The organism is Lactobacillus sp. W8172, from assembly GCF_016102055.1.
In the GTDB taxonomy this organism is placed as follows: domain Bacteria; phylum Bacillota; class Bacilli; order Lactobacillales; family Lactobacillaceae; genus Lactobacillus; species Lactobacillus apis_A.
The window spans coordinates 82,677-96,230 of record NZ_JACFPG010000002.1; the positions used below are offsets into that span (position 1 = coordinate 82,677).

General features: G+C 34.9%; 12 protein-coding genes and 1 riboswitch. Of the genes, 7 read left to right on the forward strand and 5 right to left on the reverse strand.

Annotated elements, in window-relative coordinates:
* Window positions 1-147: 147 nt before the first annotated feature.
* The 3 genes from H3R21_RS03990 (at window position 148) to H3R21_RS04000 (ending at window position 2,822) form a co-directional block, all read left to right on the forward strand.
* Window positions 148-1,455, forward strand: a complete 1,308-nt coding sequence (locus H3R21_RS03990) for an APC family permease (protein ID WP_198183163.1) — start codon at window positions 148-150, stop codon at window positions 1,453-1,455.
* A 382-nt stretch (window positions 1,456-1,837) separates the two neighbouring features.
* Window positions 1,838-2,266, forward strand: a complete 429-nt coding sequence (locus H3R21_RS03995; RefSeq protein ID WP_198183165.1) for a MerR family transcriptional regulator — start codon at window positions 1,838-1,840, stop codon at window positions 2,264-2,266.
* 1 nt (window position 2,267) lies between these two features.
* Window positions 2,268-2,822, forward strand: a complete 555-nt coding sequence (locus tag H3R21_RS04000) for an NAD(P)H-dependent oxidoreductase (RefSeq protein ID WP_198183167.1) — start codon at window positions 2,268-2,270, stop codon at window positions 2,820-2,822.
* A 1,073-nt stretch (window positions 2,823-3,895) separates the two neighbouring features.
* Here H3R21_RS04000 and H3R21_RS04005 read toward each other — a convergent pair.
* Both H3R21_RS04005 and H3R21_RS07555 read right to left on the reverse strand, forming a co-directional pair.
* Entirely contained in the window at window positions 3,896-4,606 is a 711-nt protein-coding gene (locus H3R21_RS04005; protein WP_198183169.1) for a hypothetical protein, read from the reverse strand.
* Between the two features lie 172 nt (window positions 4,607-4,778).
* Window positions 4,779-4,835, reverse strand: coding sequence for a hypothetical protein (locus tag H3R21_RS07555; RefSeq protein WP_370628090.1), 57 nt, complete (start codon window positions 4,833-4,835; stop codon window positions 4,779-4,781).
* Window positions 4,836-5,568: 733 nt separating this feature from the next.
* Between H3R21_RS07555 and H3R21_RS04010 the strand changes: the two genes are divergently transcribed.
* Window positions 5,569-6,123 carry a helix-turn-helix transcriptional regulator gene (locus H3R21_RS04010; RefSeq protein WP_198183171.1) on the forward strand — a complete coding sequence of 185 codons (555 nt, stop codon included), beginning with the start codon at window positions 5,569-5,571 and terminating at the stop codon, window positions 6,121-6,123.
* A gap of 709 nt (window positions 6,124-6,832) precedes the next feature.
* On the opposite strand, the gene guaA is transcribed toward H3R21_RS04010, so the two are convergent.
* On the reverse strand, window positions 6,833-8,383 hold the full coding sequence (guaA, locus tag H3R21_RS04015; RefSeq protein ID WP_198183173.1) for a glutamine-hydrolyzing GMP synthase: 1,551 nt from the start codon (window positions 8,381-8,383) through the stop codon (window positions 6,833-6,835).
* Window positions 8,384-8,569: 186 nt separating this feature from the next.
* Window positions 8,570-8,667: riboswitch (purine riboswitch) on the forward strand.
* Window positions 8,668-8,748: 81 nt separating this feature from the next.
* Between guaA and H3R21_RS04020 the strand changes: the two genes are divergently transcribed.
* Both H3R21_RS04020 and H3R21_RS04025 read left to right on the forward strand, forming a co-directional pair.
* On the forward strand, window positions 8,749-9,327 hold the full coding sequence (locus H3R21_RS04020; RefSeq protein WP_198183174.1) for a xanthine phosphoribosyltransferase: 579 nt from the start codon (window positions 8,749-8,751) through the stop codon (window positions 9,325-9,327).
* On the forward strand, window positions 9,327-10,613 hold the full coding sequence (locus H3R21_RS04025; protein ID WP_198183176.1) for a nucleobase:cation symporter-2 family protein: 1,287 nt from the start codon (window positions 9,327-9,329) through the stop codon (window positions 10,611-10,613). The genes H3R21_RS04020 and H3R21_RS04025 overlap by 1 nt, the downstream gene beginning before the upstream one ends.
* Before the next feature lie 119 nt (window positions 10,614-10,732).
* Here H3R21_RS04025 and H3R21_RS04030 read toward each other — a convergent pair whose 3' ends face one another.
* Window positions 10,733-11,611, reverse strand: a complete 879-nt coding sequence (locus H3R21_RS04030) for a phosphotransferase (RefSeq protein ID WP_198183178.1) — start codon at window positions 11,609-11,611, stop codon at window positions 10,733-10,735.
* Window positions 11,612-11,780: 169 nt separating this feature from the next.
* Complete coding sequence (locus H3R21_RS04035; RefSeq protein WP_370628091.1) at window positions 11,781-11,972, reverse strand: helix-turn-helix transcriptional regulator; 192 nt, start codon at window positions 11,970-11,972, stop codon at window positions 11,781-11,783.
* 166 nt (window positions 11,973-12,138) lie between these two features.
* On the opposite strand from H3R21_RS04035, the gene H3R21_RS04040 reads away from it, so the two are divergent.
* The gene (locus H3R21_RS04040; RefSeq protein ID WP_198183180.1) at window positions 12,139-13,554 is read left to right on the forward strand and encodes a C69 family dipeptidase; all 1,416 of its coding nucleotides are present in this window, start codon (window positions 12,139-12,141) and stop codon (window positions 13,552-13,554) included.

The following is a 13,554-nucleotide window of genomic DNA, read 5'->3' on the forward strand; positions in this document are numbered from 1 at the left end:
GCAAAAACCATACTTCAAATTCAAGTAGGCAAAGAAGAACTTTACTTAAATTTTGTTATTAGTTCAACGACTTTCTTTTTATTTTCATAATCCTAGCATATAATATTTACTAAATTTATTTTTCGTTCTTGTTATAGGGTAATTATTATGAAAAGACAACTCAATTTCTTCGCTGCCCTTGCTACTGTCATGGGAACCATGATTGGTGGCGGAGCTTTTTTCAAAATAGCTAATATTTCATCATTAACCCACAACGCGTGGTTAAGCATTTTAGTTTGGCCCCTGGCGGGCTTCATTACCCTAATGGCGGGACTCAGTATCGCTGAGCTGGCGTCCGTTTTCCCTGAAGACGGTGGACCAGTCAGATACCTTGACGAAATTTACGGTCCCAAAGTTTCATTTCTGTTTGGCTGGTCACTTATTATTATTTATTACCCAGCCAACATCGCCGCACTTTCAATTGTTTTTGCAACCCAGTTAAAAGAAATTCCTCAATTTAAAAACTTCTCAACTACAATCATCGCATTGATTGTTATGCTAGTTGTTTTGTTAATTAACTGGCTTGGTTCAAAACTAAGTGGTCAAGTTCAAAAAATTACGTTGGTCATCAAGTTATTACCAATTGCAGCAATTATCATTTTTGCTCTCTTTTACCAGGGACCAAATCAATTGGCTGGAGCACCAGCTCCTCATTTAACATCAGGTGCTGGTGCAGCAACCTTTGGCCAGGCGCTATTGGCAGTTTTATTTGCCTATGACGGTTGGCTCAGCATCGGTAACTTAGCCAGTGAAATTAAGAATCCGGCTAAGACTTTAGCCAAAGCAATTATCTGGGGACTATTCGGCGTAACTATCTTTTACACCTTACTCAATTGGAGCTATGTAAAAATCATTCCCTGGTCTAAAGTTGTTGGCAATCAAACGACTGCGCTATTGACCGCACAAAAGCTTTTCGGACATTTCGGCAGTATTATCATTGCAATCGGTATTTTGGTTTCTGTTTTCGGTGCCATCAACGGTCACACGCTTTTAGGATCTAGAATGCCTTACGTTTTGGGTAAAGAACATCAACTACCTGCTGCTAACTTCTTTGGTTCACTAAATAGTAAAACAATGGTGCCAACAAATAGTATGCTCTTTGAATGTGCTATTGCGACCGTAATGATTTTCTCGGGAACATTCGATTCACTGACCAATATGCTTGTTTACGTTTCTTGGATTTTCTCAATTCTGTTATTTGTTGGTGTATTGATTTTAAGAAAAAGACAACCGGAACTGGAGCGCCCTTATAAGATTCCCTGGTACCCACTGCCACCACTGCTAGCAACTTGTGGCGCTCTCTTTATAGTGATTACTACCACGCTAACGCAGCCCGTCTTGTCGGCAATTGGTATTCTACTCACTTTGAGCGGCTGGCCTGTTTATCTCTATGTTCATCGCCAAAAAGCAAATTAAAAAGGTTTTGTCTTATATGACAAAGCCTTTTATTTTTGTAGATTAAAGTTCTTGATTGACTGAACGAAGCTTTTGAGCGCCTTCGATTTATTGGTCTTTAAATAAATTAACTGCATTGAGTATTTATGACCCTAACATGCCGGGTACTGAGGCAGGATTTGTCTTCTATGTCCAGCAAACATGTTGCAAATATTATTTATGATCAACTCAAAGATTAATCTATTTTAAAAAAAATATATAAATCTAAAAGACAACCAAAAGGCTGTCTTTTTAACTTGACAGCGTGCTTAGATTACTTTTGCCCTACTTAATCTTTAAAACCAACATTGACTTTAAACTTAGGTTCAATGTTAATCTCTTAACCGGGAGGTAGATAAAGCTAATGAGCACAATAAAGGAAATCGCAAAAAGACTAAACATACCCGCTTCAACTATTAGATATTATGAAAAACAAGGTCTGTTAGATATTCAGCGAAAAAATAATAACTATCGCGAATATAGTCTGGAAGACGAGCAAAAACTGAAATTAATTTTAGTAATGAAATATTCCGGTTTTTCTATTAAAGAAATTAAAGCATTGCTGACATTAAATAATAATCCTACTATGGAGGATCAATGTATCAGAGAAACAAACAGCTTAATTTCAAAGAAAAAGAATGAAATACTGGAAAAAATTAATAATTATCAAAAAATCGTAGCGTTATTAGACATGTTGCAGCCGCTAGCAATTGCTAAAACCACAACTCAAAACAAGCTTGCACTGGAACACCAAATTGATTTGATTTTTAAAAAGATAAGTAAGGAAAAATAGAATGAACACAACAGTCTTAATTGGCCATCCATATCCAAAAAGTTATAACTATGCAATCCTAGAAAGGGTAAAAGAAAAGACAAATGCAACCGTAATTAATTTGATTGAAGATAACTTCAACCCTGCCATGCTTTCCAACGACTTAGCCGGATTTTCAAGAGGAAACTTTGCTGATCCACTTGTAGGAAAATATCAGAATATTTTATCGCAAACTGATAAGTTAATTATAATAACCCCAATATGGTGGTATGGACTTCCAGCAATATATAAAGGCTTCCTTGATAAAGTAATGTTAAAAGGTTTCTCTTATCGTGAAGAAAGTGGTCGATTAGTTGGGACGCTAAATAATATTAAGGAAACAATTTTAATAACAACTGCTGAATCACCTAAATGGTATATAAAATACTTTGCCGGTAATCCAATCAGAACTTTACGAAAACGCGTATTTAAAGACATGGGTTTGAAGAATGTAAAATGGGTTCACTTGGGTAACATTACAAAAACGAGTGATAAAAACAGAAACAAATTTCTTGACTATGTTGAAAGAATGACTTAGCTGTCATCTAGACTATCACTTTAAATTTATAAAAACATCAAAAAAGACCACCATAACTTGGCGGCCTTTTACTCTTTAAAACAAAAATTTGCTTTAAAGAGCATAACTATATTTCTAGTTTATGCTTCTATAGTAAAAATAGTTAACTGCTTTATTTGATAAGATAACAGCCATAACGCTTATAACAAAACAGATTGCAATACTAACTAGTAAACTGTAACTATTAAAACGTGATAAGTCGAAATTTGACAAATAAGATCCGTTATAGCTGCAGAAACAATAATACAATATAGGTCAAATTTTACCATTCAAATTACTTTGTTTTAATTTCATTATAATAAGTAAAGTGTAGACATTCCTTTACTATTAGCAATTATTTGCTTATGAATGGCAGTACAGGTATTGCTCAAGGTAACAAAGTACTAGTTCTTAGCAATAAAATTAAAGGAAGGAAATTAATGAGTAGATTTCATCTTCGTTTTAAGGGTAAAAAGGGGAATTTCAAAGGACCCCCAGGGTTTCAATTATATTAAGTAGGATTAGCTAATTTGGATCTTAATAGCTAAATTTTGACGTTATTAAAAAGCTCAAAATTTAACTCACAGAATCGAATCATTTAGACTCGATTTTTTATAAAACTAAGCTGAAGAATATTAAGCAGACATAAGTTATGTATCGTTTATAACAAAAGCTTAGAGTCCAAAAGCTAACGCTACTTCCCTAAACTCTCTAATATTCTAAAAACACTGATTAACAAATAAAGTACTAATCAGTGCATTATATTAATAGCTCTTTTTTATATCTATTTTCTTAGAATGAGAGATGTTTCTTTTATGTCATTGTCTTTTTGGTTTTAGCATACTGTAATACTATTCCCTTTTAATACCTTGATTAGTTAATTTATCTAATGCAACAAACATTAAAGCAGGCGATTTACCTAAATCCTATGTACTTTTTCTAGAATTACAATGTTGATAAACATGTACCAGCATCTCACGTATCCTAATTCATCGTTATTTGTACGTCTATTTGTTTGATGTTAATTTACTCAACTATATTTTTATCTTACATGGTCAAGATATCCCTTTATCACAATCTATTAAAAACTTTATTATTACTGTTGATTGATTCATTAATAACTTTATTTCTTTAGAATTTAAATTTTGTGGCAAATTATGCTTAGCTTCATGGTTCTGTATCTTTGCATACATATCAAGCATTTTGAAAAATAAATTTCTAACTTCTTTACTTATATCTTTTTCTTTAAAAAATTCACCTAAAGCATTTGTCTGATTTTCAAGAGAAGCTGTTGAACCAGTAATTCTTTTTATCAATAGTTCAATGGTTAGACGCATATTATCTAAAGCGTTACGATAATCCAAATGATCGTAGAATCTATAAGTTCTTTCCCATTGTTTTTTTAAGTCGATTGAATAAGTTTCTAATAAAGAAGAAACTAAATTTCGGGCTTTTATCACCCCATTGCTTGCATTTTTTTCAAGTAAATCAATTTCATCACGAAGAGAATCATCTTCGGAAAGGCGACTATGGTATTTTATCTGCGAAAGAAATTCTATTTTTTCGTTATCTGATAACACATTCAAGTTTTCCGATAAAAGGTTTTTTTTATTAAAAAAATCAAAATTAGGATTCTCAATTGGAATATTTTTGTTATAACCTTGAGCGAATTCATACGTTAACTCAATAAGCTCATTCGCACTAAAATGTTGCGAAATTTGATCTTCAATATCGTTTAATAAAACAAGTGGTATTCTATTTTTCATCTTTTATTTTCTCGCTATACATATTAAGTAATAATGTTAGTCAATCGTCATCTTCTTTAAGCCATTAACTTTATATGCTCTATCTACTACTTTATCAAGTTCTTGATGAGCTTTAATAATCTTTAATTCGTTGACTTAGGGTTTTTCAGTAAGTAGAGAACCATACAAATCTTCAATTGTACCTGAAGTCAATTTTCAACTTTCCACCCACTATGATAAGCCACAACATGTGTATTTTGGATTCTAATAATCGTAACGGTGCATTAACTTAATCAGAAATCAAGATATGTTCATCAACAAATCCCATGGTACGTATATTCTATTACCCGATAAATGAAGTGGTATTATGATACTTGACATATTTTCATATTTTTGTTTTTTATAAAATCTCTGTAAACTATTGTTGTATTCTTTTCTTATCAAAAATGACCATGATTTTCAACAACACCTGTTCTACAGTTCCCCACTTCTTGATTTCTTTTATGTAGTTCTGGAAAATACTTAATTTTATAGTACTTAGCTTTACTCATACAAAGAGCATATCTTAGTTTTGAATGAAAAAATTCGCTAGACCACTTTGTTTGATAATGCATGTTAATTTTGAATATTGTTTAATTAAACTTTTATATTCATTTTGAGTTAACATTAAATGATTACCATCTATAAGTCTGCTACCATTAGTTAATTTAGGTGGCACTACATAATGCTTTGGTTTTGCTTTTTTACAATTACGTTTGGTCCTGGCAAACGGTAAGCATTAATATTATTTACTAAAAATAGCTAGTTCCACATTCGACTTAATTTTTAATATAGATAATTTTCACTTTCATTGTGCATCTTATCTATATTATGGAAATTAGTTGGAAAAATAATTCTTGCCACGTCATTCCTGTAATTGTATAATACCATCACAATTATACAATTTCAACATAAATGATGAAATTATTCAGAAAGGGGATATCATGAATCGGATTAAACAATTAAGAACTGAAAAACACCTTACCCTTAAAGAACTCGGCAATAAAATTCACATAGGAATTAATTCTATTAGCCAATATGAAAACGAAACCCGTTATCCCAAATTGGAAACTTGGCAAAAACTGGCTGATTTTTTCAAAGTATCCGTACCTTACATTCAAGGTAAATCAAATATTAAATCAAGTGATGTGGATAAATACTTTACCTCATCCCAAACTAAAAGTGATTATGTCATTGCTTTTAACGCAAATCCTGGTCCTGCTGGAGAAATTATCATTACTGACGACTTAGAAAAAGAATTGGGCTTAGCTAATATAAAAGTATTTGATTCTGAAGGCAACGATATTACCAACCAAGAAGGCATTACCAGTAATAATCTTCAGTATTCTGGTGACCAGGTAGCAAATAATAATAGTTTTATACTGAAGAAGTACCAGAACTTACTGTCAAAGGCACTAACTAAATCTAAAAATGGTGACAGGACAGCACAACATATTTTCGAAGCCATTACTTCCCTATTAGATGTTTACGATAATTAACTTTTAAATACATACAAAAACAAGCTTCTAAATTCAATGTCACTATGCTGAGACATCGCTTTATAAAACTGAGTGTCTTTTAAAAACACTTAAATTTTTAAGCTTGAACGAAACGTACTAGGATAATAATCATTATACGTGTCCAATATGCGATCTAATAAAAGATTACATAAATTCTTCTATGCTTTTCTATATTGTAATGATCTACCGAATTTCTTGATGTAAACAACAAACACCTGTCTTGAAGTAATATTCATAGAAGCCTTTTTAAAACATCTTATATAATATTGAGTAGTTTGATTTTTAGGAAAACCATTAAATCTCCTTTCATCCCTATTATCATAATTTCAAGTGATAATTGGTATAAGATGTTCTAAAATGATGGAATTTCACTTTATTTAAATAGGACTATGTAACTTAGTTAGAAAGCCCTCCACTCTAATTTCGATATCCGTTTCTCCTTTATACACTCACAGCGAATAAAAGCTCTTAGTTTTACACTAAGAGCTTCTTTCATCTTGACATACTTTTTCAAATCAAATATCAACTTGTCTAATACCTGCTATCGCTAAAGGTTCTCAATGTACTTCTTTTTACTAATTGGGATACATTTTTCAGCATACAGTTTTATTTTTTCCGCTTTTTGATTTGATTTCATTCCTTAAAGTGCTTTTAAATCAAGGTTTACCATTCAAGTTAAACTGTCTCCTTATTCCCATTCAATTGTTGAAGGTGGCTTACTAGTTACATCGTAGACGACGCGGTTAATGTTTGGCACTTCATCGACAATTCTAGTCGAGATTTTTTGCAAAACATCCCATGGCAGACGGGCAAAATCTGCTGTCATCCCATCAATTGAAGTAACTGCTCGAATACCAATGGTGTAGTCATAAGTACGGCCATCACCCATAACACCAACGGATTTAATTCCAGGTAAAACAGTAAAGTATTGCCATACGTCTTCTTGCAGTCCTGCTTTTTTAATTTCGTCACGTAAAATAGCATCACTGTCACGTACAATTTTTAGTTTGTCTTCTGTTACTTCGCCAAGAACTCTAATACCAAGACCAGGTCCAGGGAATGGTTGACGCCAAACTAAATCGTGTGGAATGCCTAGTTTTTCGCCTAGTTCGCGCACTTCATCTTTGAACAGCTTACGCAACGGTTCAATTAACTTGAAGTTTAGGTCTTTAGGAAGGCCACCTACATTGTGGTGCGACTTAATTGTCTGTGCCGTGTTAGTTCCACTTTCGATCACATCAGTGTAAAGGGTGCCTTGAGCCAAAAAATCAACATCCTTAATTTTCTTAGCTTCATCAGCAAATACTTCGATAAATTCCTTACCAATTATTTTACGTTTTTGTTCCGGATCAGTGACACCTTTTAGTTTATTTAAAAACCGTTCTTGAGCGTTCACACGAATAATGTTCACACCCAAATCACGATTTAAGGCTGCCATTACTTCGTCACCCTCATTTTTACGCAGCATCCCGTGATCAACGAAAATTGCAGTCAATTGGTCTCCGATTGCTTTATGTAAAAGTGTTGCGGTTACACTGGAGTCTACCCCACCGGATAAACCAAGAATGACCTTTTTATTACCAACCGTTTTTCTGATTTCTGCAACTTGTAAGTCAATAAAGTCGGTCATTGACCAATCATTTTTGGCACCACATACTTTAAAAGCAAAATTACGCAAAATGTCGAGACCATATTGTGTGTTGCGCACTTCGGCATGGAATTGAATACCATACATTTTGGCTTGATCGTTTGCAATCGCAGCAATCGGGCAGTTTTTACTTGAAGCAACTACCTCAAAGCCTTTAGGTGCTCCAGTTACTAGGTCTCCGTGACTCATCCATACATATTGCTCTTTTGGTAAGTCACTGAATAAAACGTTGCTAGAATCTTCAACTTCAATTTCTGCACGACCGTATTCGGAATTATCGGCTTTTTCAACCTTACCGTCCAAATAATGCGACATTAATTGCATTCCGTAGCAGATACCTAAGATTGGAATCCCTAAGTCAAAAATTGCTGGGTCAACCTTAAGAGCATTTTCACCGTAGATACTATTTGGACCACCAGAAAAAATAATCCCCTTTGGATTAATTTCTTTGATTCTTTCCATACTGATGTCATGCGGTAGGAGCTCAGAATAAACCCCAAAATCGCGCAAGCGCCTGGTAATTAATTGATTATATTGACTACCAAAATCTAAAACGATAATTTCATCAAAATCGTGAATGTCTTTTTTCACAAATATCCGAGCTCCTCTTCTAAAAAACGTAAATTTATTTAAACTGTACTAAGAATTGTCTCTTTGGTCAACTACTTTTTTCACTGGAAATTCACTTGTAAAATTTAACTATATTTGATCGATGCTGTTTCAAATTCTGAATTTCAACTTCACCTTGCACAACTTAATTTGGTTTGTTAGAATTCACTCAACAAGTAAATATTAATCTATATATTGTCGTAATGTGGTCGACAGTCTCTACTCAGAACCGTAAATTCTGAACTATGGATAAACAACAACAATTAATTCAGCGCAAGCTGCCTTAAGGGTCTTTTTTACCATAGTTTTGGTAGAGAAGGCCCTTTTTATTTTTCAAGGAGGAAATTGTGAAGCTTTTAGAAGATCGGATCCGTCAAGACAGCGAGGTTCTACCTGGTGATGTACTAAAAATTAATTCTTTTCTAAATCATCAGGTTGATCCAGAGCTGATGATGGCTGTGGGTAAGGGGTTTGCTCGTCTGTTTGATCAAAGCGGAGTTACAAAAGTATTAACCTGTGAGGCTTCTGGTATTGCTCCCGGAGTAATGGCAGCATACGAACTTCATGTGCCAATGGTTTTTGCCCGCAAGAAAAAGCCGTCAACACTTAATGATGCGGTTTACTGGGCTGACGTATATTCCTACACCAAGAAAACCACAAATCAAATTTGTGTAGAACAAAAATTTTTACATGAAGACGACAACTTATTGATTATCGATGACTTTTTGGCTAACGGCGAAGCAGTCAAGGGAATGATTAACATAGCTAATCAAGCCAAGGCTGATGTGGCTGGAATTGGTATCGTGGTTGCGAAAACTTTCCAAGGTGGTAGCAGTTGGATTAAAGAACACGGCTATCGTCTAGAATCCTTAGCAAATATCGCTAGTTTAGCTAACGGTGAAGTTCAATTTGCGGACGAAAAATAATGAAGCAAGAAGAAGTTAGTCACCAAAAAGCAGCTATTTTAGGTCTACAGCACCTATTGGCCATGTACTCTGGTGCAGTTGCCGTTCCATTATTAATTGGAACCGCGCTAAAGTTCAACGCAGAACAAATGACTTATCTTGTCTCAATTGACATCTTTATGTGTGGGCTTGCAACACTACTACAACTCATGCGAAACAAATACTTTGGTATTGGTTTTCCAGTAATCTTGGGTTGTGCTATCCAAGCTGTTGCACCTTTACAAATGATCGGTCAAAAGTTTTCGATTAACGATATGTATGGTGCCATTATCATTGCGGGGATCTTTGTCATCTTGATTTCTGGCGTTTTTGCAAAAATCAAGAAGTACTTTCCACCAGTGGTTACAGGAACTCTAATCACTACTATTGGTCTTACGCTGGTCCCTGTGGCCGTTCAAAATATGGGTGGTGGCAATGCTAGTGCCAAAGACTTTGGTAGTAGCCAAAACCTGATATTGGCTTTCAGCACAATGTTCATTATCTTGGCATTAGAAATCTGGACTAAGGGCTTCTTGCGGTCAATCTCCGTTCTTATTGGCTTGGTTGCTGGGACCGTAATTGCCTCTTTGATGGGACGAGTTTCCTTGACACCAGTTTTAGAAGCTTCTTGGTTTCACTTGCCCCAATTATTCTACTTCGGTGTTCCAAAATTCGAATGGTCATCCAGTTTGACCATGATGATTATCGCATTAGTTTCAATGATTGAGTCTACCGGCGTCTTCTTTGCTACAGGTGACCTAATCGGCCATGATGTAACTGAAGAAGATTTAAAAAAGGGGTATCGTGCAGAAGGATTAGCACAAATCTTTGGTGGTTTGTTTAATGCTTTTCCGTACACTACCTTTTCACAGAACGTTGGACTACTTCAACTGTCAGGTATTAAAACAAAAAGGCCAATTTATTGGGCAGCTGGCCTGTTAATGGCTATGGGACTGTTACCAAAAATTGGTGCACTAGTTACTATTATTCCTACTCCTGTTTTAGGTGGTGCAATGCTGGTAATGTTTACCATGATTGCCGTTCAAGGAATTAAAACACTTGTAAAAGTGGATTTGAGTGACAACAATAATATCCTAATCATCGCAATTTCAGTTGGTTTGGGACTAGGCGTCACTATTTATCCACAATTTTTCAAGAACTTACCTGCAACAGTTCAATTATTTTTAAGTAACGGAATTGTTATCACGAGTTTATCCGCTACACTTCTAAATCTTTTATTGAAGGGAGGTGAGTCAAAGGAAAAATAGAAAAATCAAACTGCAAATATCATGTGAACAATTATTTTCCCTTAAAATTGTTTTGTTCGCGCCAAAAGGCATCTTCTAAGTCGAAGATGCCTTTTTCAATTACCAAAATAGCTCACGCTCTATTCAATTATTGCATTCAATTTCTGTTTGGACTCATTCCCAAAATCCATATTGAAATATTGCGTGCAAGTTTCTAACATCAACTCGCCTATCTTTTCAAACGGTTGATCTTCTATTTTTTCCACGTACTTCATAATTCCAACTGCTGTAATAAAGATTAGAAAAACTTGTGTTTCAGGCAAAATCTCAACCTTAGCACCTTTTGTCCTATATCCTTCTATAAACGAGCTAATCAGATTTTTGTTTAAATTAAAATCTTGATAAAACAGTTTGATGAAGTCTTGATAGTTTACACCTTTCCTTGCTCGTTCAAAGTCGATTAAACGCAGTTTCCCATTGACAAGTTTGTAATTGCGCACACCAACATCACCATGAAGTACTACCGTGGAATAAGCACATAAATCATGTTCAATTTTGGCTTTAATTGGATTAAATGCTTTTAACAGTTCTTCAAGTCTGTCTTTGACCGCAATGTTTTTTAGACTGCTAACATCCGTCTCAACCTTTTTAAAAAGCTGTTCATTAAGATAGATGCCTTCAAATAGTTTTACATTTTGATGAAAGGCAGACAATTCCTGTCCCATTTCAAAAGCCAGTTCGGCTGTAAGTGGTAGTTTTAAGTCTATCGGATCACAATCCTCCATTATTAATATGAAGCGCTGCGGATTTTCAATCGTAAAAAAGCCTAATACGCGTGAATTAAGTTGTTCATTAACAGTTTTTTCGGTTAAAAATTTACCTTCTTGAGAAAAAACTTTGACAAAAATCACTTGTTTATAAAGCTCACTATACCCAACAAAAGTGCTGTTTAGTGACTCATGCGTTATTTGGGTTAATGTTGCCTTTAATTTTTCCTGTAAATTTTTTCTAGTTTCCATATGTATATCTCTTTTAGTCTCTATAGCTTTTTATAATTTTTAATTCAAATTAGTTCACACGATTTTCTTACCAATCAAGGTAGAAATCCGCAAAGGCAAAAGCCCACTAACTTATAATGATTAGATTGCTAAACTCAATAATACCCATAGCAAAAACTAAAGTAGGTATCTAAATTGATTGCGCTGGCAACTTATTAATAAACAATTCGTCAACTGTAACCCCTAATATATCTGCCAGCTGAAAAGTCAAACCTAGTGAGGGTTCATATTTGTCATTTTCAATTGCATTAATCGTTTGGCGTTCTTCTGCTAATTGAGCCTGTGAGTAGCGGCTGTTTCTTACGCAATTTAAGTAAAATATGTTTAACACATTTAAGCAATATCTAATCAAAAAATATTTTCCTTCACTTTTTTCTCAACTCCAACAATCAAATAAATAATTTCAGGTTAAGTTTGCGTATTTCTTTGCATTATAGCTGTCCTTTTTAATACAATATAGATTAAGTTATTTTGAAAGGACAGATTAAATGAAAAAAGCAGAATGTACGACTATTCTTGTCGGTAAAAATGCTTCAATTGATGGCTCAGCAATGATTGCCAGAAGTGAAGACGGTGGACGTGAGATTATTCCCGAAGGTTTCGAACTTATTACACCAGAAAAGCAACCTAAGCACTATGAAAGTGTTATTAGTCACCAAAAAATTGATGATGAGGACTTAGCAGATACTCCTCTACGCTACACTAGTGCACCAGACGTATCAGGTGAAAGTGGTATTTGGGCAGCAGCCGGAATTAACTCTGAAAACATTGCAATGACTGCAACTGAAACAATCACTACGAATTCCCGTATCCAAGGAATCGACCCACTAGTAACTGAAGGCGGACTTGGTGAAGAAGACTTTGTTACTTTAACATTGCCTTATATCCACAGCGCTCTTGACGGTGTTAAACGGATGGGTTACTTACTTGAAAAGTATGGTACTTATGAAATGAATGGTATGGCTTTTGCTGACCATGATGAAATTTGGTACCTTGAAACAATCGGTGGTCATCACTGGATTGCTCGTCGCATCCCTGACGACGCTTATGTTGTTGCTCCTAACCGTTTAAACATTGATGAATTCCACTTTGGTGAAGACGGCTTTTTGGCTGACGATACTTTGGAAGGTTTAATCGAAGAATACCACTTAAACCCTGATCGTGAAGGCTACAACATGCGTCACATTTTTGGTAGTTCAACTGTCAAAGATGCACACTACAACAACCCTCGTGCTTGGTTTGTACACAATTACTTCGATCCAGAATTTGGTGGCAAACCAACTGATCAAGACCAACCATTCATTTGCCACGCTAACCGTAAGATTAGTATTGAAGACATTTGTTTTGTAGAAAGCTCACACTACCAAGATACACCATTTGACCCATACGGCGACCTTGGGACTCCTGAGCAAAAGAAGACTTATCGTCCAATTGCACTTAACCGTAACTTCGAAACTCATATTCTCCAGGTTAGAAATGATGTTCCAGAAGAAATCGCTGGTGTTCAATGGCTTTGCTTCGGTCCAAACACTTTTAACAGCTTTGTTCCTTTCTATACCAATGTTAATGACACTCCTGCAAGCTTCCAAACCGGTCCAAAATTTGATCTCACCAAGATTTTCTGGTTAAACAAGCTAACTGCACAACTTGGAGACACTAACTTTAAGGTATACGGCGAGCTTGAAAGTGACTTTGAACAAAAATCATTATCACAATGCCACTTTATTCAACACGAAACTGATAAGAAGGCTGCAGGTCTTACAGGTAAAGAAGCTGAAGACTTGTTAACTGAAGCTAACCAAAAGATGGCCGACCAAGTTTACAACAATACAATTGAATTGCTCAGCAACATGGTTAATGAAGGTCATAACTTAGCTACACTTAAGTTTGACTTATTAGACTAA